The organism is Streptomyces sp. NPDC057702 (assembly GCF_042799315.1).
Taxonomy (GTDB): domain Bacteria; phylum Actinomycetota; class Actinomycetes; order Streptomycetales; family Streptomycetaceae; genus Streptomyces.
In genome coordinates, this window is the sequence record NZ_JBHVJC010000028.1 from 103,786 (window position 1) to 128,241 (window position 24,456).

15 protein-coding genes and 1 pseudogene are annotated in these 24,456 nt (G+C 75.2%); 11 read left to right on the plus strand and 5 right to left on the minus strand.

All coding sequences use genetic code 11. The annotated features are described in order from the left end of the window. Nucleotides 1-173: 173 nt before the first annotated feature. The gene (locus tag ACFVFR_RS21940) at nt 174-1,283 is read right to left on the minus strand and encodes an aminoglycoside phosphotransferase family protein (RefSeq protein ID WP_383704246.1); all 1,110 of its coding nucleotides are present in this window, start codon (nt 1,281-1,283) and stop codon (nt 174-176) included. 488 nt (nt 1,284-1,771) lie between these two features. Here ACFVFR_RS21940 and ACFVFR_RS21945 point away from each other — a divergent pair, with 488 nt between their 5' ends. Further along, nucleotides 1,772-3,250 carry a hypothetical protein gene (locus ACFVFR_RS21945; protein WP_383704248.1) on the plus strand — a complete coding sequence of 493 codons (1,479 nt, stop codon included), beginning with the start codon at nt 1,772-1,774 and terminating at the stop codon, nt 3,248-3,250. Nucleotides 3,251-3,528: 278 nt separating this feature from the next. On the opposite strand, the gene ACFVFR_RS21950 is transcribed toward ACFVFR_RS21945, so the two are convergent. Next, nucleotides 3,529-4,986, minus strand: coding sequence for a PP2C family protein-serine/threonine phosphatase (locus tag ACFVFR_RS21950; protein ID WP_383704250.1), 1,458 nt, complete (start codon nt 4,984-4,986; stop codon nt 3,529-3,531). 308 nt (nt 4,987-5,294) lie between these two features. Between ACFVFR_RS21950 and ACFVFR_RS21955 the strand changes: the two genes are divergently transcribed. The 5 genes from ACFVFR_RS21955 (at nt 5,295) to ACFVFR_RS21975 (ending at nt 15,531) form a co-directional block, all read left to right on the plus strand. Next, nucleotides 5,295-6,722 carry a HEAT repeat domain-containing protein gene (locus ACFVFR_RS21955; RefSeq protein WP_383704252.1) on the plus strand — a complete coding sequence of 476 codons (1,428 nt, stop codon included), beginning with the start codon at nt 5,295-5,297 and terminating at the stop codon, nt 6,720-6,722. Between the two features lie 427 nt (nt 6,723-7,149). Further along, nucleotides 7,150-8,295, plus strand: a complete 1,146-nt coding sequence (locus ACFVFR_RS21960) for a glycosyltransferase family 4 protein (RefSeq protein ID WP_383704254.1) — start codon at nt 7,150-7,152, stop codon at nt 8,293-8,295. After that, entirely contained in the window at nt 8,292-9,686 is a 1,395-nt protein-coding gene (locus ACFVFR_RS21965; protein ID WP_383704256.1) for a glycosyltransferase, read from the plus strand. Before ACFVFR_RS21960 ends, ACFVFR_RS21965 begins: the two co-directional genes overlap by 4 nt. Nucleotides 9,687-10,379: 693 nt before the next feature. Continuing rightward, the gene (locus tag ACFVFR_RS21970; protein WP_383704258.1) at nt 10,380-11,450 is read left to right on the plus strand and encodes an SGNH/GDSL hydrolase family protein; all 1,071 of its coding nucleotides are present in this window, start codon (nt 10,380-10,382) and stop codon (nt 11,448-11,450) included. A 463-nt stretch (nt 11,451-11,913) separates the two neighbouring features. Then, nucleotides 11,914-15,531 (plus strand): hydantoinase B/oxoprolinase family protein, encoded by a 3,618-nt coding sequence (locus ACFVFR_RS21975; protein WP_383704260.1) that lies wholly within the window; start codon nt 11,914-11,916, stop codon nt 15,529-15,531. Nucleotides 15,532-16,069: 538 nt separating this feature from the next. On the opposite strand, the gene ACFVFR_RS21980 is transcribed toward ACFVFR_RS21975, so the two are convergent. From ACFVFR_RS21980 to ACFVFR_RS21990, 3 genes and pseudogenes are all read right to left on the minus strand, one after another. Further along, nucleotides 16,070-16,966: a biotin-dependent carboxyltransferase family protein gene (locus tag ACFVFR_RS21980; protein ID WP_383704262.1), complete on the minus strand. Its 897-nt coding sequence runs from the start codon at nt 16,964-16,966 to the stop codon at nt 16,070-16,072. A gap of 188 nt (nt 16,967-17,154) precedes the next feature. Continuing rightward, nucleotides 17,155-17,760 (minus strand): annotated as a pseudogene (gene pxpB / locus ACFVFR_RS21985) (5-oxoprolinase subunit PxpB); the annotation flags it as partial. 158 nt (nt 17,761-17,918) lie between these two features. Further along, nucleotides 17,919-18,701 carry a LamB/YcsF family protein gene (locus ACFVFR_RS21990; protein WP_383704264.1) on the minus strand — a complete coding sequence of 261 codons (783 nt, stop codon included), beginning with the start codon at nt 18,699-18,701 and terminating at the stop codon, nt 17,919-17,921. 366 nt (nt 18,702-19,067) lie between these two features. Between ACFVFR_RS21990 and ACFVFR_RS21995 the strand changes: the two genes are divergently transcribed. From ACFVFR_RS21995 to ACFVFR_RS22015, 5 genes are all read left to right on the plus strand, one after another. Then, nucleotides 19,068-19,808 (plus strand): GntR family transcriptional regulator, encoded by a 741-nt coding sequence (locus ACFVFR_RS21995; RefSeq protein ID WP_383704266.1) that lies wholly within the window; start codon nt 19,068-19,070, stop codon nt 19,806-19,808. Between the two features lie 312 nt (nt 19,809-20,120). Continuing rightward, nucleotides 20,121-20,831 carry a DUF969 domain-containing protein gene (locus ACFVFR_RS22000; protein WP_383704268.1) on the plus strand — a complete coding sequence of 237 codons (711 nt, stop codon included), beginning with the start codon at nt 20,121-20,123 and terminating at the stop codon, nt 20,829-20,831. After that, nucleotides 20,828-21,796: a DUF979 domain-containing protein gene (locus tag ACFVFR_RS22005; RefSeq protein WP_383704270.1), complete on the plus strand. Its 969-nt coding sequence runs from the start codon at nt 20,828-20,830 to the stop codon at nt 21,794-21,796. Before ACFVFR_RS22000 ends, ACFVFR_RS22005 begins: the two co-directional genes overlap by 4 nt. A gap of 122 nt (nt 21,797-21,918) precedes the next feature. Further along, on the plus strand, nt 21,919-22,620 hold the full coding sequence (pcp, locus tag ACFVFR_RS22010; RefSeq protein ID WP_383704273.1) for a pyroglutamyl-peptidase I: 702 nt from the start codon (nt 21,919-21,921) through the stop codon (nt 22,618-22,620). A gap of 56 nt (nt 22,621-22,676) precedes the next feature. Next, nucleotides 22,677-24,209: a hypothetical protein gene (locus ACFVFR_RS22015; RefSeq protein WP_383704275.1), complete on the plus strand. Its 1,533-nt coding sequence runs from the start codon at nt 22,677-22,679 to the stop codon at nt 24,207-24,209. The last annotated feature ends 247 nt before the right edge of the window (nt 24,210-24,456 follow it).

A 24,456-nucleotide genomic window follows, 5' to 3' on the forward strand; every position in this document is an offset into this window, starting at 1 on the left:
CGCGGGAACGATCGGGCATGCGGGGCTGAACCCACCCAGAGGTAGCCGCTGGCAAGGGACCCGTCAATCACCTCCGCAGGGGATTTCCACCGCCTCCTCCGTCCGAACCGCTTCGTGCGCCGTCCCGGGCCGCGGCGGCGGGGTGCCGCCGCGCGCCGCGCCGTGGCACCCGGTCAGCGGGTGCCGACCGCGGCGCGCACGGCACGTCGCGCGAGCGCGCAGTCGTCGTGCAGCCGCCGCAGCAGCAGGCGCTGCTGCTCGCCGGGGCTGGCTCCCGGCTCGCCGGGAGCCGCCGGAGCCGGATCGCGCATCGTGCGCTGCACGGCCGTCTCGTACATACGGATCTCCCGGGTCAGCACCAGCATCAGGTTCACCAGGAAGGCGTCCCGGGCGACGCGCCCCGAGCTCTGGGCCAACTGGGAGATCTGCCGCCGCGCGATCGCGGCGTCGACGCCCACCACCACCCACAGCGTGGCCAGGTCGTACCCCGGCAGATACCAGCCCGCCTGGTCCCAGTCGATCAGCGCCGCCCCCGACGGCGTGAACAGCATGTTCGACAGCACCGCCTCACCGTGACAGAACTGCCCGGGGCCCTGCCGGCCGTACGCCTGCGCGATGCCGAGCAGCAGCTTCTGGAGGTCCCCGATGTCGCGGTCGGTCAGCAGCCCCAGCTCGTGGTAGCGGGCCAGCCGGGCGGCGTAGTCGATGGGCGCGTCGAACAGGCCGGCCGGCGGGCGCCAGGTGTTCACCCGGTGGATCGCGGCGAGCGCGTTCCGCAGGTCACCACGGGGCGGCGGCTCGGTCGGATGACGGTGCAACGTGGCCACCCGTCCCGGCATCCGCTCCATGACCAGCGTGCCGCTCTCGGGGTCGGCGGCGATGAGCCGAGGTACGCGCACCGGCGGGCGGTGCCGTACGAAGGCCCGATACGCAGCTATTTCGTGCCCGAACCGGTCCGCCCAGGCCGGGGAGTGGTCCAGCAGGCACTTGGCCACCGCCGTGCTGCGCCCGGTCGTCCCGACGAACAGGACCGAGCGCCCGCCGCGACGCAGCACCTGGACGGGGTTGAACTCGGGACAGATGCGGTGCACCGCCGCGATGGCCGCGCGGAGTCGGGCTCCCTGCGGGCCGGACAGGTCGAGCCTCCCGCTCAGCGGCTGGGGAAGGGAGCCCTCCGCGCGTCGCGCCCGCCCGCCGCGGCTGGGGTCGAGGTACGGCCCGCCGCCGACGTGCGGGCGGTGCGGCCGGATCGGGGCGGACACGGGGGGCGATGCTGTGTACATGGGCGAGACAGATCCCTTCGTGTGCCGGCAAGTGCGTGCGCACCAGACCCGGAAGGTGACCGCACCCTGGGGAATGCGGTCCGCCTACCGGGCTGGGCCCTGACCACGGACAGGTGGCGCGAGCTCGCACCAGGAGGCGATGAGGCGTGCCCCGCCACTCGCGTGACGTTTCCCGGTGGACCGCGACGGCTCACAAGCCGTCGCGGTACGGGCCGCTCCGTCGCCGGTGGCGACGGCGCCGACACCGTCGGCGCCAGGGCTGGCCCCGGCATCACGTACCCACCGGCCCAGCGTCCCGACACCCACGACATCCCCGCCCGTAGCTGCGTCACCTGAGCCCGAAGGCCAGGGGAGGGTGGCGCGTTCCTACAGGACACCCGCGCGCGGGTGGCACACCATCTGGCGGACCCTGGCGAACCCTGGCGAATGCTCGCCACCCCCTATCCCGGCGGTTACTGTCAACACAGCCGAGAACCTGGGGGCTTGACGTGACGAGGGAACCCAATGCCCGTCTTGCGGACCTGTTCGGCCTGGCCGGCTGGTCCAAGGGGGAACTCGCGAGACTCGTGAACCGGCAGGCGGCGGCCATGGGCCATCCGCAACTGGCGACCGACACCTCGCGGGTACGGCGATGGATCGAGACCGGTGAGACGCCACGCGATCCCGTGCCGAAGGTGTTGGCCGCCTTGTTCACCGAGCGACTCGGTCGTGTCGTGACCATCGAGGACCTCGGATACGGCCGCTACGGACGCGTGGGTAAAGGGCAAGCCCACGACGGACTGCCCTGGGCGCCCGAGCGTACGGCCCAGGTCCTCACCGAATTCACGGGAATGGACCTCATGTTCAACCGACGCAGCCTGGTGGGCGCGGGAGCCGCGCTCACCGCGGGCTCCGTGCTCAGCAGCGCCATGTACGACTGGCTGCACACCGATCCCGCCCTGGCGACCGACGCCCCCTTCCTCTCCGGCTCGTTCTCCGCCGACCACGCCAGCTTCGACCGCTACGAGGCGGCGCCCGTGGGCTCCGCCGAGATCGAGGCGCTGGAGAAGTCCGTTGACATCTTCCGTGCCTGGGACGCGTCCCGGGGTGGCGGACTCCAGCGCAAGGCGGTGGTGGGCCAACTCAACGAGGTGGGCGGCATGCTCGCCTACCGCCACCCGCCCCACCTCCAGCGCAGGTTGTGGGGGGTGGCGGCCAACCTGGCGGTCCTCGCCGGGTGGATGTCCCACGACGTGGGCCTGGAGCCCACGGCCCAGAAGTACTTCGTCATCGCCGCCCACGCCGCGCGGGAGGGGGGCGACCGGCCTCGCGCGGGCGAGGCACTGTCCCGGGCCGCCCGTCAGATGGTGCACCTGGGCCGTCCCGACGAGGCGCTCGACCTGATGAAGCTCGCCAAGTCCGGTTCGGGCGAGGAGGCGCTGCCGCGCACCCGGGCCATGCTGCACACCATCGAGGCATGGGCGCAGGCGTCGATGGGCCGTGGCCAGGCCATGCGCCGCACTTTGGGCGAGGCGGAGGAGCTGTTCGTCTCGGACAAGGGCGATGTGCCCGCGCCGAGTTGGATGCAGATGTTCGACGAGGCCGACCTGCACGGCATGCAAGCCCTGGCGTACCGCACGCTCGCCGAGCACGAACCTGCGGCGGCGATCGTCGCCCAGCGGCACGCGAAGGAGGCGCTGCGGTTGCGCGTCGACGGTCGGGAGCGGTCGCAGATCTTCGACCACATCTCGATGGCCTCGGCCTGCTTCCTCGACGACCAGCCGGAGAAGGGCGACAGCTACGCGCGGTTGGCCCTGGTATCCATCGGCGAGACGTCCTCGCTGCGCACCTGGGACCGGCTGCGGGAGATGTACCGCCTCACCGGCCAGTACGCGAGCCGTACCGACATCAAGCACCTGCGGGAGGAGATCCAGGAAGCCCTGCCGGACCAGGGCGGCGGCAAGCGGGGTGACAGTGCCGCGATCTGAGGGCCGAGCGGCGCGACCACCGCCACCCCGTCAGAAGGCCCCTCGATGTCCGCGCGGACATCGAGCCCGTCCGCGATGGCCTTGCTGGCCTTCGCTACGCCGCCACGTGAGCGGGCACCGCATCGGCCGGATCGGTCAGCGGGAGGTGCCGTGCGATCGTGCGGGTCGAACCGAACCCGGGGCCGGGGCGAGCGCCGACGTGTCGAGCCCTGACGCCCTCAGTTCGGAATCACTGGGCCTCGGTGTCGGGGTCTGCCGGAGAGGTGCGTGAGGCTGGGTCACGCGGCGAAGCCGATCTGGGCGACGAGGACACAGGCGTCGTCCTCCCGCTCTTCGTCACCGAAGGTCTCGGCGACGGTGCGCACACACTCCTGTGCGGAGCGGGCCACGGAGAACCGGTGCGCGAGGGCGAGCAGCCGCTCGGCTCCCGCGTCGGCGCTGGCTCGTGTGGAGCGGGGCGCCAGGCCGTCGGTGTGCAGGACGAGCAGATCGCCCGGTTCCAGCGCCTCGGTGCGCTGGGTGTAGGTCGCTCCCGAGGTGGCGCCGAGCAGTACGCCCTCCGGTGGGCGCAGCGACCGCCCCGTCCCGCCACGGAACAACAGCGGGGCGGGGTGGCCGGCCTGGGACCAGGTGAGGGTGCGGGTGCGGGGGTCGTAGAGGCCACAGACGGCACTCCCGAGCGCCGGCTGGGGCCCCGCGTCGAGCATGTGGTTCAGGAAACCCATCAGCGGGCCCGGCTCCACCCCGGCCACGGCCATGCCGCGCAGCGCGCCGAGCAGGGTGGCCATGCCCGAGGTCGCGGCCACTCCGTGGCCGGTCAGATCGCCGACGCTCAGCAGCGTGCGGCCGTCGGGCAGGTGGAGCGCGTCGTACCAGTCGCCGCCGATCAGCGCGCTGACGGCGGAGGGGAAGTAGTGGGCCGCGAGGTCGAGGGCGTCGCCGTCCGTCGCGTGCGGCAGTCGCAGCGCGCCGCGCCAGGGCGGGAGCACGGCCTCCTGGAGTTCGACCGCGAGCCGCCGTTCGGTCTGGGCGATGTGCCGCTCGCGTTGCAGGACGTCGCGGGATTCGCGCACCGCCTGCTGACTGCGGCGTAGCTCGGTGACGTCACGCAGCACGGCCCACATGGAGCCGGTGCTTCCGTCGGCCTCGAGGACGGGCTCGCCCATCATGTGCACCGTGCGTTCGAGGAAGCCCGGCCCCACGATGCGGAACTCGCCGTCGATGGGCTTCCCGTCCACCAGGCAGTCGGTGACCAGAACGGCCAGGGACGCCTGGTCGGCCGGGTGCACCCAGGAGGGCAGCTCGTCCAGCGAGAGCCCGCCCTCGGCCGGCCGGCGGCCGAAGATCTCGTAGAGCTCGGGAGACCAGGTCACCTCGTCGGTGAGCAGGTTCCACTCGGCGCTGCCGACGCGGCTGACCAGCGAGCGGTGCTCGGGCTCGGGCGGCGCGGCGGGCACGCGCTCGCTGGGCGGTACCTCTTCGAGGTCGATGGGCACACCCTCGCGGAGCTGGCCCAGGTGCTCGCCCAGGTCGTCCAGGTGGTGGACGGCTAACTCGCACAGGGCGCGCTGCCAGCGGGCTCGCGGGTCCTCGAGTCGCTCGTCCTCCATGCGGGACCCGCGGCGGACGGCGTCGAGGTCGCCGCGCAGGGTGCGGGTCTGCGAGATCAGTGCGTCGAGCGCGCCGCGCTCGGGCGGCTGCGGAGCGGGACGGTCCGCGAAGAGGGGCGACGGCATGGGGAGGTACTCCGATACAGGCGCGGCGCGACCAGTTGGACGGAAGGGCCGGTGACGACTGTTGCACAGGCTGCGATGGCTCGTAAGGGATTTGGCAATACCCGATACGGTGGTGCTCTTGACATATGCCAGCGGCCTTCCGTGGATATGCCGGGCACACACCCGGAGGTGGCGGCTCCGGGTAGGCTGCGGCGCTTGGACACATGGCCGCTGCCATTCATCAGGCATACCGGCCGCGACATCGGCAAGAATGCCGGTCGAAGGAAATCCCGTTGCCAGCCGAACCCCCCGCCCCGGATGCTGACCTTATGTTCGATCCAGACATAGCGCCCAGTGGCTCCCTCCTCGGTCTCCTCCAGCGAGGCCGCGGCGACGGGACCCTGCACGCCCTCGCGGCGCCGCGAGACGAGGCGCTCAACGCGCTGCACCAGTGTGTGCTGCGCGATCCACGCCGCGACTGGCAGGCGGAGAACCGCTCGCTGTACTACGCCAGGCTCTACATGGAGCTCGACGGCGGACTTGAAGAGATCGAACAACACCTCTTCCAACCGGACGACCTCCTGGACACCGCCGAGGAGCGCACCGGGCTCGCCCTGGCCGTGCTCGGCCATCTCGCTTCGTACGGGCGCGGTGACGCTCTGCACCTGCTGCGCCGGTACGCGGCGACGGGCGGCAACTGGCAGTGGGCGCTCGACGAGTTGGCCCTGCGCGACGACGACAGCGGGCTGCGCGCCCTCAGCGGCCTCGTCCTGGCCCGCTTCCCGCGCACCCCCGAAGGCGAGGCCGAACTCGCGGCGGCGGCCAGGGACGCCTTCGAACCACGGCCCTGGCGGCTGTGGGCGGAGGACTCCGCCGAGCCACACAGCGCCGCCCGGGTGCGCGCCGCGCTGGAGAACGGCTGCTTCGACCGGTGGCAACGCCAGCTCAGGCCGACCGGCCCCCGGCCGGGCTGGAGCGTGCGCGAGGTGCTCGACTGGGCACAGCAGGGCCTCGACGAGCACCCCACCCAGCACCGGCACGGCCCGGCGGCCCGCTGCCTGACGGCCGTCGCGGGCCCCGAGGACCACGCGGCGATCATCGCCGCGGCGACCGATGGCCCCGACGCCGCCCGCGCCACGGCCCTGCGCTACCTGGCCGAACAGCACGCCCCCGAGGCGCTCGGCCTGATCGAAGCCGCCGCCGAGTCGCCCTCCGGCCTGGTGGCCGACGCCGCCGTCGGCGCCTTCGAACGGATGCGGAGCAACGCCTCCCTGGCCAGGGCCAGAGGCTGGGTGCACCGCGACGACGCGCTCGGCACCGCCGCCGCCGCGCTCCTGGCCTGCCGGGGCGGCCAGCACGACGCCACCGCCGTGCTGAGCGCGCTGCGCCGCGCGGTGCGCGGGCAGGGCCCGGACGCCCCCACGCTGTGGGACCTGGTCGACGGGGCGGGCCGGCTCACCATCGACTGCGCCGCGCCGGTGCTGCGCCATATCTACCGCGAGACCTCGTCCTCGCAGCTTCGCGGCAGGTCGGCGCGGGCGCTGGCGGCCACCGACCCGTCCTTCCCGGCCGGGTTCGCGGTGGAGTGCCTGTGGGACTGCGAGGAGACCACCCGCGAACTCGCCGCCCGGCACGCGGCCACGGCCGACTCGCGCGTCGTGGACCGGCTGCGCAGGCTCGCCGCCGACCCGGCCGAGGAGGCCGAGGTCCAGACCGCCGTACGCAGCCGGATCGACCCGGACACGGCGGCCCTGTGAGCGCGCCGCCACCGGTGGTGGCCCGGAGCGCGCTCGCGTAGGCCCCACGCCGGGCCGCGCCGGAGGCCGACCGGGCCCCACGTCGGCGAAGGGCGGCCCGGTGGCCGCCGGCGAAGCGATCGCGGCGTACCCGGCGGAAGACGCGGCCGGCTCCAGGCCGGTTCCCAGGCAGGGAGCGCGTCGGCGCGATGGCGGCCCGGTCGCCGTCGAGCGGCGGAGTCGCCCCGAGGCGGGGCGGCGGGTGGCCGTGGCACGGGAGCGGGGCGCGGCGCCGGCGGATAGGCCCCGCACGGGGTGGGCGTTTTCCGGACAGACCCGCCCGGCAGGGCAGAACCCGCCCTCACCAGCGGCGAACGCTCATGGGACGTTTCCTGATCGGAAAGATCCACGTGGCCCGCGTCACGTTCCGCGCGCCGACAACACCGGTATGCGTGTCGCCATCGTCACCGAGTCCTTCCCGCCCGACATCAACGGCGTCTCCCACTGCGCCCTCCAGACCGCCCAACACCTCGCCCGACGCGGCCACCAACCCCTGGTGCTCGCCCCGGCCGGAGCGCACGACTGCCCGGCCGACAGCGACGGCACCCACCCCTATCCCGTCGTGCGCGTCCCCTCGCTGCCGCTGCCCGGCTATCCGCAGGTGCGCGTCGCCCTGCCCAGCCGCAGGCTCACCGCCGCGCTGAGCGCGCACCGCGCCGACCTCGTCCACCTGGCCAGCCCGTTCATCCTCGGCGTACGCGGCATGGCGGCGGCCACCCGACTGGGTGTTCCCGCCGTCGCCGTCTACCAGACCGACATCGGCGGCTACGCCCGTACCTACCTCGGCACCGGCGAGTCCGCCGCCTGGCGCCGCATCCGGGCCGTGCACGCCGCGGCCGACCGCACCCTGGCCCCCTCCACCGCCGCCGTCCGCGACCTGTCCGAGCACGGCGTGCCGCGGATCGCGCTGTGGCCACGCGGGGTGGACACCGGGCGCTTCCGCCCGGAGCTGCGCGACGCGGCACTGCGCCGCACCCTGGCGCCCGGCGGGGAGCTCATCGTCGGCTACGTCGGCCGGCTGGCGCCCGAGAAGCGTGTCGAACTGCTCGCCCCGGTCGCGGCCATGCCCGGCGTGAAGCTGGTCGTCGTCGGCGACGGGCCGAGCGCGACCGGGCTGCGCTCGGCGCTGCCCGGCGCCCAGTTCCTGGGCCGGCGCACCGGCGACGAACTCGCCCGCGTCTTCGCCTCGTTGGACGTCTTCGCGCACACCGGGCCGCAGGAGACGTTCTGTCAGACCGTGCAGGAGGCGCAGGCCAGCGGCGTGCCGGTGGTCGCCCCGGCCGTGGGCGGGCCGGTCGACCTGATCGCGCACGGCCGCACCGGGCTGCTGGTCCCGCCGGGCGACTCGGCCGCCGTACGGGACGCGGTCGCGCTGCTGGCCGGCTCGCCGAAGCTCCGCGCCGACCTGGGCCGGGCCGGCCGGGCCGCCGTGGCGGGGCGCACCTGGGAGGTGGTCGGCGATCTGCTGCTCGACCACTACGCCGAGGTGTTGGCCGAGCGCACCGGGCGGGTCACGGAAGGGCGTGCGGCATGAGCGCGTCCCAGGAGCCCGAGCCCACCCCGTGCCCCGTAGGACCGCGAACCGTCCTCGACGCGCCGCCGGGGCCGTTGCGCATCGTGCGGCTCGCCAACTTCGTCACCCCCACCTCCGGGGGACTGCGCACCGCCCTGCGCGAGCTCGGCGCCGGATACCGGGCCGCCGGCCACGAGCCGGTCCTGGTCGTCCCCGGCGAGCGGGCGTCCGACGAACTCACCCCACAGGGGCGCGTGATCACCGTCCCCGGTCACGAGCTCCCCGGCACCGGCGGCTACCGCGTGCTCACCGACCGCCGCCACCTGTCCCGGCTGCTGGAACGCCTGGCCCCGGACCGCCTTGAGGTCTCCGACCGCACCACGCTGCGGTGGACGGGGGAGTGGGCCAGACGGGCCCGGGTCCCCGCCGTGATGGTCTCCCACGAGAGCGCCGACGCCGTGCTGCGCACCTGGGGCGTCCCGCCGGCCGCCGCCCGCCGCGCCGCCGACCGACTCAACCTGCGCACGGCGCGGGCGTACGCGCGCGTGGTGTGCACGACGGAATGGGCCGCGCGGGAGTTCGTACGGCTCGGCGTGCGCAATCTCGTACGGGCTCCGCTCGGCGTGGACCTGGAGAAGTGCCATCCCGCCTGGTACAGCGCCGCGTTGCGGGCCCGGCAGGTGAGCGGTGCGTCGACGTTGCTGGTGATGTGCTCGCGGTTGTCGCCCGAGAAGCGGCCGGGACGCGCCCTGGACGCCGTGGCCGAGCTGCGGCGGCGCGGCGTGGGGACGCGTCTGGTGGTGGCGGGGGACGGGCCGCTGCGCGCCCGGCTGGCCGAGCGCGCCCGCGCGGAGGGGCTGCCGGTCACCTTCCTGGGACACGTGGCGCACCGTGGCGAGCTGGCCGCGTGGCAGGCCAGCGCGGACGTGGTGCTGGCGCCGGGGCCGGCCGAGACGTTCGGTCTCGCCGCGCTGGAGGCCCTCGCCTGCGGGACGCCGGTGGTGGTCAGCGCCTCCTCGGCGCTGCCCGCCATCGTGGCCACGGCCGGCGCGAGCGCGGCGGACGACGGGCCGGCGTTCGCGGACGCCGTCGAGGACGTGCTGGCCCGCCCCGAACCGGCCCGCCGCCAGGCCGCGCGGGCGCGCGCCGAGGAGTTCGGCTGGCCGCTCGCGGTGGCCGCGTTCCTGGCCGCGCACGACGCCGCCCCGCTGAACCCGCCCGACGGCGCGGTACAGCCGGCGGCGCGCGCCATCGGCGTGGGCCCGCGCGCGGCAACCGGGCAGGGCGCGACGGCCGGGCAGGGTGTGGCAACTGGGCAGGCCGTGGTCGGCCCGCTGGCCGACCACGCGCCGGGCGGGCCACGACCGGTGGCGACCCCGGGAGCACCGACACCGGGGGGAGGCGGCTCGTGAGGACGCGGCGGGTCCGCCACGCGGAGTCACCCGCTCCGTGCGGGGCGCGCCACGGGGCCGTAGTGGGGCGATGGGACAGGTTCGGGAGCCCGGCCCCGCACGGGTGCCCGGGCCCCGCGACGATCGGGCCCCGCGCGTCCCCGGGCGGCCCGCGCGCGGCACACCAGGGCGCCGCCGACCAGCACCCGGCCGATCGAAGCCCGGCTCACCCGGCGTCCGCCGACCACCGCCCGGCCCGTCCGACCGCCGCTACCCCGAGGCCCGTTGACCTGACGTTCGCGACCTCGGGGTTCGCCACGCCGACCTCCGCCGCGCCGATCTCCGCCACGCCGAGGCGCACCGATCCGAGGTACGCCCGCTCGGGATACGCCATCCCGGGACACGCCGCCCCGGGGCTCGCCGATCCGACCTTCGCGGCTTCGTGGGCCGTCACCCCGCAGCTCGTCGACCCGGCCTTCGCGGCTTCGCGGGCCGCCGCCCCCAGGCCCGCGATGGCCGGGCCCGGGTCCGTGGACCCGGCGTCCGCCGCTCCGAGGCACGCCGCCGCTCCCGCGTCCGTCGGCCAGGCGTTCGCCGCCCGTGGGCGCACCGGACGGAGGTCGGTCGGCTCGGCCGGCGCCGGTCGGGGGCCGATGCTGGTGGCTGGGGGAGTGGTCGGCCCGGTGGGGGGCGCTCGCGGTGTGGGTGGGTCCGGTGTCCGGCGGTAGTGCGGCTGCCGGTCAGGCGGCCGCGTTCCGGTTCGTCGCGTTGGGCGACTCGCTCACCGCGGGCATCGGTGACCCGGCGCCCGGGGGTGGTTGGCGTGGCTGGGCGGCGCTGTTGGCGGACGCCCTGGTCGTGGTCGACGCGCGGGCCGAGCCCCGTGGTCGTGGCGCCGTCGCCGGGCACACCGCGCGGGGCGAGGGCGCCGCGTCCGGCCCCGTGACCGCCGTGGAGGCGCCGGCCGTCTGGGGGAGCCTCGACGTCCCGGGCGGCCCGGCCGACAGCGAGTGGAGGCGGGCGGACCGGGGTGTGGCGGGTGTGGAGTTCGTCAACCTCGCCCGCAGCGGTGCGCTGGCCACCGAGATGGCCGAGGCACAGTTGGCCACCGCGCGCCGGTCCCGTCCCCGGCTGGCCTCGGTCGTGGTGGGCGGCAACGACACGCTGCGGGCCGCGTTCGACATCCGACGGGTCGCCGAGGCGCTCGACCTGACGATGCGTGGCCTGAGCGAGGACGGCGCCCTGCTGCTCACCGCCTGTCTGCCTGATCCGGGGCGGATGCTGGGCCTGCCACGGCCTCTGGCCGCGCCCCTGACCCGGCGGATGCGGGCGTTGAACACGGTGGTGCACGTCCTGGCCCGGCGCTACGGAGCGGTCCACGTCCACCTCGCCGAGCACGCCTGGGCGGCGGACCCGGCCGCGCGCACCGTGGACCGACTGCACCCCAGCGAGCTCGGCCACCGGCTGCTGGCCAGGGAGTTCCACACCGAGCTGGGTCGCCGGGGCGTGCCGCTGGGCCCCGCCCCCTCGATCACGCTCGACGGCCCGCGCCCCACGCTCGCCGCCAGCACCTGGTGGCTGGCCACGCGCGGGTCGCGGTGGGTCGCCGACCGGTGCCGGGACCTGCTGCCGGACCTGGTCCGGCAGGCCGCCCTGGAAAGCGGCCACCACCTGCGCGGCACCGCGCACCTGCTGGACACGCGGACCCGGGTGGCCACCCGGGGCGCGCTGACGCTCACCCAGAGCACGCCGACTCCGGCCCTGGACGCCGGCGACACCCGCTGACCCCACCCCCAGCCACTCCACCGACCTCCCCGAGCCCGCCGAACCGGAGCGCGCCGAGCCGCCCCACCCTCGCCCGGCCGGCGCGCCCCGGCCCACTCCCAGGCCCACTCCCAGGCCCACCCTCGTCCCAGCAGCCCGCGCGGGGCCGCCGCGCCATGGCGTACGCGCCCGTCGCCCACGCACACCCCCACCGCCTCCCGCGAACCGACACGCCGCTGACCTCCAGCCCGCCAGCCCCGGGCCCCCGATGCCCGCCCCCGGCCGTGGCTCCCGAAGCCGCCTCGCTCCGGCGGCCACCACCCCGCCCCGTGACGGCCCCGTTCCCCCGGCCACCTCTCCCGCCCCCCCACGGCGCCCCGTGCTCCCGTGCCGAAGCCCCCTCGTCCGAGTCCTCGCCGGGAGCCACCCCCGTGCGCGCCCCGTCTTCCGGCTCCGGCCGGGGTGCCGCTGGGAGAATGCGGGGATGAGGACGGGACGCTGGGAGTTCTGGATCGACCGGGGCGGCACGTTCACGGACGTCGTGGGTCAGCGGCCGGACGGGCGGCTGGTGACGCGGAAGGTGCTCTCGCACCACCCCGAGCGCCGGGAGGACGCCGCCGTCGCCGGCATCCGGGCCGTCCTGGGTCTGGGGCCCGGCCAGCCGTTGCCCGCCGAGCGGATCGACGTCGTCAAGATGGGCACCACCGTCGCCACCAACGCCCTGCTCGAACGCTCCGGCGAGCCCACCGTCCTGGTGGTGACCGAGGGGTTCCGGGACGCGCTGCGCATCGCGTACCAGAACCGGCCACGGATCTTCGACCGGCGGATCGTGCTGCCCCAGGCGCTGTACGCCCGGGTGATCGAGGTTCCCGAGCGGCTGGGGGCGCGCGGAGAGGTGGTGCGCCCGCTGGAGCTGGACACGGTGCGCGAGGAGTTGCGGGCCGCGCGCCGCGACGGACTGCGCGCCGCCGCCGTCGTCCTCACCCACGGCTACCGGTACCCCGCGCACGAGCGGGCCGTCGCCGCCGTGGCCCGGGAGGCGGGCTTCACCCAGGTGAGCTCCTCGCACGAGGTCAGCCCGCTGATGAAGCTGGTGCCGCGTGGCGACACCACGGTCGTCGACGCGTACCTCTCGCCGATCCTGCGGCGCTACGTCCAGGAGGTGGCCGGCGAACTGCGGGGCATCCGGCTGATGTTCATGCAGTCCAACGGCGGCCTGCGGGACGCGGCGCACTTCCGCGGCAAGGACGCGGTGCTCTCGGGGCCCGCCGGAGGCGTGGTCGGCATGGTCCGCTCGGCGGCCGAGGCCGGCCACGCTCGCGTCATCGGCTTCGACATGGGCGGCACTTCCACCGACGTGTCGCACTACGCCGGCGAGTTCGAGCGCGTCTACGGCACCGAGGTGGCCGGGGTGCGGACGCGCGCCCCGATGCTCGACATCCACACCGTGGCGGCGGGTGGCGGATCGGTGCTGCGCTTCGACGGCCAGCGCTACCGGGTGGGCCCCGACTCCGCGGGCGCCGTACCCGGGCCCGCCTGCTACCGCCGGGGCGGGCCGCTGACCGTCACCGACGCCAACGTGATGCTCGGCCGTGTCCAGGGCGCGCACTTCCCCGCCGTCTTCGGCCCGCACGCCGACCAGCCGCTGGACGCGACGGTCGTGCGCGACAGGTTCGCCGCGCTCGCCGAGGAGATCACCGCAGCGACCGGCGACCGGCGCGGCCCCGAACAGGTCGCGGCCGGCTATCTCGACATCGCCGTGCTGAACATGGCCACCGCCGTCAAGAAGATCTCCGTCCAACGCGGACACGACGTCACGCGCTACGCGCTGACCAGCTTCGGCGGCGCCGGCGGCCAGCACGCCTGTGCCGTCGCCGACGCCCTGGGCATCGGCACCGTCATCGTCCCGCCGCTGGCCGGCGTGCTCTCCGCGTACGGCATCGGCGTCGCCGACGCCACCGCGATGCGCGAGACGGCCGTCGAGGCCGACATCGCCGACCCGGACGGCCTGGCCCGGGTGCGGGCGGCCAGTGCCGACCTGGCCGCCCGCACCCGGGCGGAGCTGGTCGCCGACGGCCTGCCCGGCGCGGCCATCACCACCACGACCCGCGTCCACCTGCGCTACGCCGGCACCGACGCGTCCCTGCCCGTCCCGCTGGCCGACGCCCCCGCCATGGCGGCCGACTTCGCCCGCGCCCACCGCGCGCGCTACGCCTTCACCATGGACAAGCCGCTCGTCGCGGAGGCCGTGTCGGTGGCGGCGAGCTGCCCGCCGGGCGCGACCCGGCCGCCCGTGTCCCCGGGCGCGGACGGGGCCGCCGACGGGCAGGCGGCGCCCGTCCACGCCACCGTGCGGATGTTCGCCGGCGGCCGGTGGCGGCCCACGCGCCTGTACCGGCGTGTCGAGCTGCGCCCGGGGGACACGCTGGACGGGCCCGCCCTGGTCGTCGAGGAGGACGCCACCACCGTCGTCGAGCCGGGCTGGCGGGCCACCCTCGGGGAGCGCGGGCACCTGCTGCTGACCCGGGCGCGGCCCCGACCGCGCACCGTCGCGGCGGGCACCGACGCCGACCCGGTACTCCTCGAGGTCTTCAACAGCCTCTTCATGGCGATCGCGGAGCAGATGGGCGTGCGCCTGGAGAACACCGCCCACTCGGTCAACATCAAGGAGCGGCTCGACTTCTCCTGCGCGCTCTTCGACGCCGACGGCAACCTGATCGCCAACGCCCCGCACATCCCGGTGCACCTGGGCTCCATGGGCGAGTCCATCAAGGAGGTGCTGCGCCGCGACGCCGGCGCGCTGCGGCCCGGCGACGTCTACGCGATCAACGACCCGTACCACGGCGGCACCCACCTGCCCGACGTCACCGTGGTCACACCCGTCTTCGACGCCCCGGGCCGGCGGCTGCTGTTCCTGGTCGCCTCGCGTGGCCACCACGCCGACATCGGCGGCACCACCCCCGGCTCGATGCCCGCCTTCAGCCGCACCATCGAGGAGGAGGGCGTCCTGTTCGACAACTGGCTCCTGGTGCGCGACGGCCGACTGCGCGAGCGCGCGACCCGGGCGCTGCTCACCTCGGCCCGCCACCCCTCGCGCGCGCCGGAGACCAACCTCGCCGACCTGCGGGCCCAGATCGCGGCCAACGAGAAGGGCATCGCGGAACTACGCCGGATGATCGACCAGTTCGGCCTCGACGTCGTGCACGCGTACATGCGACACGTGCGGGACAACGCCGAGGAGTCGGTGCGGGCCATCGTCGCCGGGCTGCGCGACGGCTCGTACCGCTACGAGACGGACTCCGGCGCCGTCATCCAGGTCGCGCTGCGCGTGGACCACCGCACGCGCGGCGCCGTCGTGGACTTCGCGGGCACCTCCCCGCAGCAGCCGGGCAACGCGAACGCGCCCAGCTCGGTGGTGATGGCGGCGGTGCTCTACGTCTTCCGGACCCTGGTCGCCCACGACATCCCGCTCAACAGCGGCTGTCTCACACCCCTCGACGTGCGCATCCCCCCGGGTTCCATGCTGGCCCCGACGTACCCGGCGGCCACTGTCGCGGGCAACGTGGAGACCTCACAGGCGGTCACCGGGGCGCTGTACGCGGCGCTCGGCGCGCAGGCCGAGGGCGTGGGGACGATGAACAACATCACCTTCGGCAACGACCGGGTGCAGTACTACGAGACGGTGGCCAGCGGTTCCGGTGCCGGCGACGGGTTCGACGGCGCCGACGCGGTCCAGACGCACATGACCAACTCCCGCTTGACCGACCCCGAAGTGCTCGAATGGCGCTACCCGCTGCGCGTGGAGTCCTTCGCGGTGCGGGGCGGGAGCGGCGGGCGCGGGCGCTGGCACGGCGGCTGCGGGGTCACCCGGCGGGTGCGCTGCCTCGAACCGATGACGATCGCCCTGCTCACCGGCCACCGCAGGATCGCGCCGTACGGCATGGCCGGCGGTCACCCCGGCGCGCTGGGGGCCAACCTGCTGGAGCGCGCCGACGGCTCGGTGCACCCCCTGCGCGGCCGCGACGTGGTCCGGGCGGCGGCCGGCGACGTCCTGGTCGTCCACACCCCCGGCGGCGGGGGGTACGGCACGCCCGAGGAGTAGCACGCCACGGCACGCACGGCGGGGGGAGCGGGAGCACGACACCGCACGGGCCCCGGCCGGGAGTCGCGGTGCGGCGCGCGCGTGGGCCGACGGGGGACCGTTCTCCGTGGCTCGCCTCGGGGTGTGGCGGCCCGGGGCGTCGCGTGCCCGTCCGGTCGCTCGTGACGCGGGAGGCCAGATGGGCTCCGCGCTGACTCAGCGCGCGGAGCCCATCGGCGTCGATGGCCGGCCGCGAGGCCCGCCGCCTGACGGCGGCTGCCGGTGTGAGCTCGGGCCAGCGCTCGACGTCGCGGTGCCCGGCACCGCTCGTGTGGCTGGCTCCGTACCCGGGCCGTTCCATCCTCCCTGCGGATGCCCCCTGGGAATCGGCCGCGAGTGCGGCTCGGTCCCCCATCCGTGACCCAGCCTCACCTGGGCGGACCGTGTCGACAAATCCTTAGAGTTCTTTAAAAAAGTTCGCTGCCGAGCTCGGTCGGGAGGTAGCGACCGCGCGCCCACGGGCCCGCGCGAGGCGGGCCCGTACCGCGTCCGCCGTCGGTCAGCTCCGCCGCCCGGGGCGCGCCAGACGGGCCGGGCGGGGCGCGAAACGTACCGGTGTGCCGGGCACCGCCTGTGCCGCCGCCGCCAGCCAGGGCTCGGGGACGACGCCGATCACCGGATAGCCGCCGGTCGTCGGATGGTCGTGCAGGAAGAGCACCGGGCGGCCGTCCGGCGGCACCTGGAGCGCGCCGAGAACCAGCCCCTCACTGGGGAGTTCGCCCTCCCGGGCCCGCTCCAGCGCGGGGCCCTCGGTGCGCAGCCCGATCCGGTTGCTCGCGGGCGAGACGGCGTACGCCGCGCTGCCGAGGGTGCGCAGTGCCCACGCGGTGAACCACCCCTGGCGCGGGCCGAGCACCACCGGCAGCACCAGTTCGCGCACGGGGCCGGGGGCGGGGGCCGCGTCCAGGTGGGGGGCCGCCGCGTCCGGCGCGCCGAGCGGCAGTACGACCCCGTCGGTGAGCGGGTCGGGCCCCAGACCGGAGAGCACGTCGGTGGCCCGACTGCCGAGCACCGGGCGGGCGTCGACGCCGCCGGCCAGGCCCAGATAGCCGCGTACCCCGTGGGTGGCGGCGCCGATCTCCAGCACGGCCCCGGCCGGCAGTCGGACCGGCGCGCCCCAGGCGGCCGGTCGGCCATCCACCGTGACGGGGCTGGGCGCCCCGGTGACGGCGGCGACGGTGGCGCGGTCCACTCGTACGGCGCACCCGGTGAGCGTCGTCTCCAGGGTGGCGGCCTGTTCCGGGTTGCCCACCAGGCGGTTGGCGAGCCGGTGCGCGGGCTCGTCCAGGGCGCCCGAGCGCGGCACGCCCAGCTGTGCGTGGCCGCCGCGCCCCAGGTCCTGCACGGTGGTCAGCGCCCCGGCCCGCACCACGGTCAGGGTTCCGGTGGTCCTCACGCGCTCGCCCCGTCCGTGTCGTGGGTGGTGGGGCGGACGGCGTCGTGGCCGCGCTCCGTCCCGTGGGCGTCGGGCGCCGGGCTCCCCGCGCGCGACCCGCCCTGTGCCGGCAGGCCGCCGGTCGCGGGGCGCGCCGGGCCGCCGCGTGGCTGGGCGTCGCGCCGTGTGCTGAGGGCGTGCTCGGCGTGGGGCACGAAGCGCACCCGGGTGCCGGGGGTCAGGAGGGCGGCGGGCTCGCGGGTGACGTCCCACAACACGGCGTCGGAGGTGCCGATGAGCTGCCAACCGCCGGGCGAGGAGCGCGGGTAGACGCCGGTGTAGGGGCCGGCCAGGGCGAGTGAGCCGACCGGGACCCGGGTGCGCGGGGTGGCGCGGCGCGGTACGTGGTAGCGGCTGGGCAGCCCGGTGAGATAGCCGAACCCGGGCGCGAACCCGCAGAAGGCCACCCGGAACTCGGTGCCCGAGTGGATGCGCACGACCTCCTCGGGCGTCACCCCCCAGTGCGCGGCGACCTCGGCCAGGTCGGGGCCGTCATAGCGCACCGCGATCTCCACGGCCGCCCCCCGCTCGCGCGCCGGCGGCGCGATGGTCCACCGGGTGGCCCGGTCGGCGGTGTGGGCGGGGTCGGCCAGGCCGTCGAGCAGGACGGTGCGGGCGGCGGGCACGATCTCGCGCGCCGCCGGCAGGTCGGGGGTGCCCAACCGGCGCAGCACCTCGGCGTGCAGCGCCTCGACGGCCTCGTCGGAGTCCACCTCCAGCAACAGGGCGTGCTCGCCCACGGGAAGGGCCCGCACGGCGAAGCCGGCCCCGTCCGGTGGCGGGGGCTCCGCCCGTGCCGACCCGCGCTCGGGCCGCCCATCCTCGACGCGCTCGGCCCGCGTCGGGCGCTCGGGCGTCGGGCGCGGCGACGTGCGGGGCGGGTGGGGGCCTGGCGCGGGCGCCGTGTGGTCCCTCACGCGAAGGCCCTGAACCGGATGCCGGCCGCCGCCAGTTCGGCTCGCACCCGGCGGGCCGTCTCGGCCGCGCCCGGGGTGTCGCCGTGCACGCACAGCGACCGCGCCCGGACGGCGATCCGCTGCCCGTCGACGGCGGTCACGGCCTGGTCGCGGGCGATCGTCAGCGACCGCTTGACCACGGTGTCCGGGTCCTCGATCACCGCGCCGGGGGTGCCGCGTGGCACCAGGGTGGCCCGCGCGGTGTAGGCGCGGTCGGCGAACGCCTCGGGGACGGCGGGCAGTCCGGCGTCCTTGGCCCGCTCCAGCAGCAGCGAGCCGGGCAGCCCGAGGACGGGCAGCGGCGTGTCGCCACCGGCCAGGCGCACGCCGGTCACCACGGCCTCCGCCTGCGCCGCGTCACGCACACAGCGGTTGTACAGCGCGCCGTGCGGCTTGACGTACGCCACCCGGGCGCCGGCGGCGTGCGCGAAGACGGCCAACGCGCCGATCTGGTAGGCGATCTCGTCGGTCAGTTCGCGCGGCGGTACGTCCATGGCCCGCCGCCCGAAGCCCGCCAGGTCGCGGTAGGAGACCTGGGCTCCGATGACCACGCCGCGCTCGGCGGCCACGTCGCACACCCGCCGCATGGTCGAGGGGTCGCCGGCGTGGAACCCGCAGGCGACGTTGGCGCTGGTGACGACGGACAGCAGCGCGTCGTCGTCGGTCAGGTGCCAGCGGCCGAAGCCCTCCCCGAGATCGGCGTTGAGGTCGATCGAGGGGCGGTCCACGTCGTGGGTCATGTCCGTCCGTTCAGGCGGGCGCGCCGACGGGCGCGCGGCGTGGGGGCGACAGCGGATGCCGGGATGCGGTCGCTGGCGCGTGGTGCGGGCGTCGAGGGGCGGGCGGGCCGGCGCTCCCCGCGCCGAGTGGGGCGGGGGGACGTCGCGAAACCGGCCGACCCGCATCCGTGGAACTCTCCGCTGGCGTGCGGCCGGACCGGCCAGCCGACACTCAACGTAGACGATTGTTGAACGATCCGACAAGGGATGGTTGTGATCGCCGGCAGAACTCGGCTTGACTTCTGTCGCGCCGAGCCGGGCACCGGCGCGCTCAACAGAACAGGCGTGGCCATCGCACGATGGTCGCACCGGCAAGGGAGAACAAGCGTGGCAAGCGGTGCGGACGAACGGCTCGCGGCAGTGATCGACGTCTCCGGGCTGGCGGGTGACCGGCAACTCCTCGGGCGCACCAGTACCGCGGAGAGGGTGGCCGACGTGCTCCGCGACCGCGTCGCCGAGGGCTTCTTCCCGCCCGGCGCGAAGCTCTCCGAGGACAGCATCAAGGGAGCCCTGGGCATCTCGCGCAACACGCTCCGGGAGGCGTTCCGCCTGCTGACCCGCGAGCGTCTGCTGGTGCACGAGCTCAATCGCGGGGTGTTCGTACGCGTCGTGACGGTCGAGGACCTCATCGACATCTACCGGGTCCGCACGCTGGTGGAGTGCGCGGCGGTACGCGGCCTGGGCGAGCCCCCCTACCAGGGCGCGGTCGCCGAGGCGATGCGGGCGATCGAGGCGGCCGTCGTCGCCGGCGAGGAGGCCGCGCGTGGGCGCGCCTGGCAGGACCTCTCCACCGCCAACATCCACTTCCACCAGGGCGTCGTCGCGTTGGCCGGCAGCCCACGGTTGAACGACCTCATGCGCGGCGTGTTCGCCGAACTCCGCCTGGTCTTCCACGTGATGGCCGACCCGCGCCGCTTCTACGCTCCCTACCTGCCCCGAAACCGGCAGGTCTGGGAGTCGCTGGAGGCGGGCCGGGCGGCCGAGGCCGAGTCCCTGCTGGCCGACTACCTGGCGGACTCGCGCGGCCAGCTCGCGGGGGCGTACGCCCAGCAGATGGCGGACGGCTGAGCGGGCCGGCCGGCCCCCGGCCGGCCCGCGGGGAGGGCGCCTCGCGGGTGTCGACCGTGAGGCGCGCGACGTACGGGGAGCGAGGGACGGGCGGTAACGGGGGGCGGACGGGGTGACGGCGCCCGCCATCGGCGCCGCCCGGTCCGGGTGGTCGGCGGGCGTCGGGGCGGGTGCGGGGCGGGCGAGTGCCGGTCGAGGGTGGGCCGCTGCGGAGTGGGTCGCCCCCAACCCCTTGTCGGATCGTTGAACAATCCCCTAACCTCCGGTGCATTCTCCTCACGCCCCGTGGGGTCCCACGCGGAAGGCGGACGCATGCTCGTTCTCCTGGGCGTCCTCGTGGTGGTGATCGGATTCGCCACTCGACGCAATCCCCTGCTGGTCGTAGGAGTGGCCGGCATCGCGACCGGCCTGCTCGGCGGCCTGTCCCCGCGCGAGGTCCTGGCCGCCTTCGGCGACGGCTTCGCCTCCAGCCGAGCGGTGACGATCTTCGCCATCACCCTGCCCGTCATCGGCCTCCTGGAACGCCACGGCCTCCAGGAACAGGCCCGCAACCTGATCGCCCGGTTCACCAAGCTCACCACGGGGCGCTTCCTGGCCCTGTACCTCCTGCTGCGGCAGGTCACTGCCGCGCTCGGCCTGGTCAGCGTCTGCGGACCCGCGCAGACGGTGCGTCCGCTGGTGGCGCCCATGGCCGAGGGCGCCGCCGAACGCGCCCACGGGCCGCTGACCGACAAGGCCCGGGAGAAGGTCCGCTCCTTCTCCGCCAGCGCCGACAACGTGGGCCTGTTCTTCGGTGAGGACGTCTTCCTCGCCGTCGGCTCCATCCTGCTGATCACCGGCTTCGTCAACACCACCTACGGCACCCACCTGGAGCCCCTGCACCTGGCGCTGTGGGCCATCCCCACCGCGATCTGCGCCTTCGTCGTGCACGGCTGGCGGCTGCTGCGCCTGGACCGCCAACTGGAACGCGAACTGATCACCGCGAGCGCCACCCAGCCGAGCGCCACGGAGGCCGCGAAGTGATCAAGGCAGAGTGGTTCTACTGGCTCGTCGGCGCCATCTTCCTCGTGATGGCGGCCCAGATGGTCACCGACCGCAGCAACCCCAAGCGGGTGGGTACCGCGACGTTCTGGGGACTGATCGGCGCGGGCTTCGTCTACAGCTCCTGGGTCGTGGAGGACCGCGCCCCGGCCGAGCCGCTGGGCGTCGCCGTGTTGGCCATGGCCGCCCTCGCGGGCTTCGGCTTCACCGGACGCGGCGCCGTACGCACCACCACCGGCGCGGAGCGTACGGCGAGCGCGGCGCGCCTGGGAAACCGGCTGTTCGTGCCCGCGCTGACCATCCCGCTGGTCGCCATGGCGTGCGCGGTCGGTGTGAAGAAGCTGTCCATCGGCGGCGAACCGATCCTGCAAAAGGGCAGCGAGACCATCCTGGGGCTGGGCATCGGCGCCGTCGTCGCGCTGGCCGTGGGCATGGTGATGCTGCGCGAGAGGCGGATCGCCACCCCCGTCCACGCCGGGCGCTCGATGCTGGAGGCGATGGGTTGGGCCATGCTCCTGCCGCAGATGCTCGCCACCCTCGGCACCATCTTCTCGGTCTCGGGCGTGGGCGAGGAGGTCGGTGAACTCACCACCAAGGTGCTGCCGGAGGACTCCCTCTACCTGGCCGTGGCCGTGTACTGCGTGGGCATGTTCCTCTTCACCGTGATCATGGGCAACGCGTTCGCCGCCTTCCCCGTGATGACCGCGGCGGTCGGCTGGCCGGTCCTGGTGGAGCAGGCCGACGGCAACGCCGCGGCGGTGCTGGCCATCGGCATGCTGGCCGGCTTCTGCGGCACCCTGGTCACCCCGATGGCCGCGAACTTCAACATCGTCCCCGCCGCGCTGCTGGAGCTCAAGGACCAGTACGGGCCGATCAAGGCGCAACTGCCCACCGCCGTCATCCTGCTCGGATGCAACATCGCGATCATGTCGGCCGTGGCGTTCTGACGCGCCGGCGCCCGTCGCCCCTCCCAGGACCCCCGGCGGCTCCACCACCACGACCGCCCCGTCGCGCCCCGACACGCCCCACGCCCACCCCGACCGCTGACCGATGAGTGAGGACACGCGCCATGACCCCTGCCCCGCCGGAGCCGCGCCGCACGCCGCCCGGGACGGACGCGGCCCGACCGCGCCGCGTCCTGCTGACCGGGTTCGAACCCTTCGGCGGTGAGGTGGTCAACCCCTCCTGGTCGGCTGTCCGGCACGCCGCCGCGCGGCCCCTGCCCGGCGTGGAGTGGAGCACGGTCGAACTGCCCTGCGTCTTCGGCGCCGCCCTCGACGCGCTGCGCGCGGCCGTGGCCGCGACCGAGCCCGACGTGGTGCTGTGCGTCGGGCAGGCGGGCGGGCGTCCGGACGTGACCGTCGAACGCACGGCGGTCAACGTGGATGACGCGCGCATACCGGACAACGCGGGCGCTCAGCCGATCGACGAACCCGTCATCCCGGGCGGCCCCGCCGCCTACTTCGCCGCGCTCCCGATCAAGGCGTGCGTGGCGGCGGCGCGCGCCGCCGGAACGCCGGCCAGCGTGTCCCAGACCGCCGGGACCTTCGTCTGCAACCACGTCTTCTACGGGCTCATGCACCTCATCGCCACCGAACGCCCCGCCCTGCGCGGCGGCTTCGTCCACGTCCCGTACACCCCCGAGCAGGTGGCCGGCCGCGACGCGCCCGCCCTCGCGGTGGCCGACAGCGCCGAGGCCCTGCGCGCCATCGCCGCCACGACCGCCGCCGGCGTACCCGAGCTGCGCGCTGTGGGCGGCGCCACACACTGACCGGCCCCTCCACGCCGTTTCGTCCGTTGTCAGTGGGAGCGCCTACTCTGTGCGACGTGACTTCTCCACCCCCGGGGGCCGCTACGCCCCAGCTCAGTGGCCCGTCCCGGCCGGCCCCGGGACCGGCGGCCGACGAGGGCCTGGCCCGGCGGCTGCGCGCGCTCGCCTGCACGGCGCCGCTGCACGACCTGGACGTGCGCAAGGCCAACCTGGCGGGGGAGTACGGCGGGTACGCGATGGCCGAGGTGGCGCTGGCCGCCATCGACCTGGTCACCCTCACCATGGACTTCGACACCGGCGCCGACCACGAGCACATCGTGGCCCGGCTGCTGCCCCGGGTCGCGGCCCAGGCCCCCGGCCGGCCCACCGCCGAGCACGAGCGGGTGGCCCGCTGGGTCCTGGAGAACCTGATCAACGTCGGCAGCGTGGACCGCGGCTTCCGCGCGGTGTACGGAACCTTCGGCCCCGACGGCGGCTACGTGCGCCGGGACTACGACTTCAAGCTGATCGAGGAGGTCCCGGCCCCGGGCGGCACGGTCTACCTGCGCACCACCGACGAGGCGGTCAACGTCCTGGTCGGCGCCCTGGACACGGACGTCACCAGCGCGCAGATCGCCGCCGAGGTCAAGCTGGAGGTGCTGGTCAGTCGAGGCCGGCTCGCGGACGCGCAACTGGCCGCCGAGCAGGCCCGCTACCGGACCGTCCAGTACGCCGAGACGCTGCGTAGGACGCTGGAGGCCACCCGGCGCAACGTGCGCGCCGTCGACTGGCTGCGCGCCGTCCCCGACATGATCGCCGAGGCGCTCGACCACATCGCCGAGCGGTACCGACACGAGAACGCGATCCTGACCAACATCCGCAAGGCCCGTGACGAGGCGGTCGACCAGCGCGGCCCGGACCACAAGCGGCAGGCCGCCGAGCTGGTGGACATCGTCAAGGACTGCATCCGGCGCCACACCCAGTTGCAGTCGCGGCTGCTGGACGCGGGCCCCATGTTCCGCGCCGAGCAGGACCGGCAGGCGTTCGCCCCACCCGCCGCGCGCGCCGGCATCGACCTCTACGGCCAGCTCGTGGCGCCCCTGCTGCCCCTGCCCGTGGAGCGCGCCAGCCGTGTCACCGACGCCTTCTTCGCCCGTGGCACCGGCCTGCGCACACCCACCTCGGTGCGCGTCGGTGACCTGGTGGACCTGTTGCTGACCCCGCCCGTGGAGCGCGAACACCTGGGCGCCGAGATGCCCGAGCCCGACCTGATCGCCACCCCCGACGACAACCGGTTCAGCGAGGAACAGCTCGCCTCGGCCATGGAACTGCTCGACCTGCCCTCCGACGCGCCGCGCCGGCTGTCCGGGCTGCTCGCCGAGGCCCGCCGCCGCGACCCCGCGCTGCCCTACCTGGTCGCCCTGCTCGCGGTGCACGCGGCCAGCCCCCCGGTCGGCACGGCCTACCGGCAGGGCGAGCAGCGACTGCTGTTCGCCGTGGACGACGGCACCGAGCTGGACGACCACGAGTTCGGCGGCGCCGACCTCATCGTGGGCACCGCCCTGCTGGACGCCGCGGGCATGGCCGCCGACCGTACGGAGGTGGCGTGATGCCCGCCCCACCAGGCGGTACGTGGCCACGCGTGCGGCCCGCGACCGGGCCCACCACCCCGACGCCAGCCCCACCACCGCTCCGCGGCGCGCGCCCAGCCGGCCGGACCGCGCCAGGCCCCGCCACGTCGGCGCGTGCCGGCGCCACACCACCCACGACGCCGGCGCCCGACGCGCCAGCGCCGCCGACCGGCGGCCCGGCGCCCCGCCCCCTTGCCGCACGCGGGGCGGGCCCGCGCCGCCCCGC

Coding starts and splice junctions, on each gene's coding strand:
- ACFVFR_RS21975 (WP_383704260.1), top strand. CDS start 11,914: ATGAGGACGGGACGCTGGGAGTTCTGGATCGACCGGGGCGGCACGTTC.
- pcp (WP_383704273.1), top strand. CDS start 21,919: ATGACCCCTGCCCCGCCGGAGCCGCGCCGCACGCCGCCCGGGACGGAC.
- ACFVFR_RS21955 (WP_383704252.1), top strand. CDS start 5,295: ATGTTCGATCCAGACATAGCGCCCAGTGGCTCCCTCCTCGGTCTCCTC.
- ACFVFR_RS21965 (WP_383704256.1), top strand. CDS start 8,292: ATGAGCGCGTCCCAGGAGCCCGAGCCCACCCCGTGCCCCGTAGGACCG.
- ACFVFR_RS21990 (WP_383704264.1), bottom strand. CDS start 18,701: ATGACCCACGACGTGGACCGCCCCTCGATCGACCTCAACGCCGATCTC.
- ACFVFR_RS21940 (WP_383704246.1), bottom strand. CDS start 1,283: ATGTACACAGCATCGCCCCCCGTGTCCGCCCCGATCCGGCCGCACCGC.
- ACFVFR_RS22000 (WP_383704268.1), top strand. CDS start 20,121: ATGCTCGTTCTCCTGGGCGTCCTCGTGGTGGTGATCGGATTCGCCACT.
- ACFVFR_RS21950 (WP_383704250.1), bottom strand. CDS start 4,986: ATGCCGTCGCCCCTCTTCGCGGACCGTCCCGCTCCGCAGCCGCCCGAG.
- ACFVFR_RS21960 (WP_383704254.1), top strand. CDS start 7,150: ATGCGTGTCGCCATCGTCACCGAGTCCTTCCCGCCCGACATCAACGGC.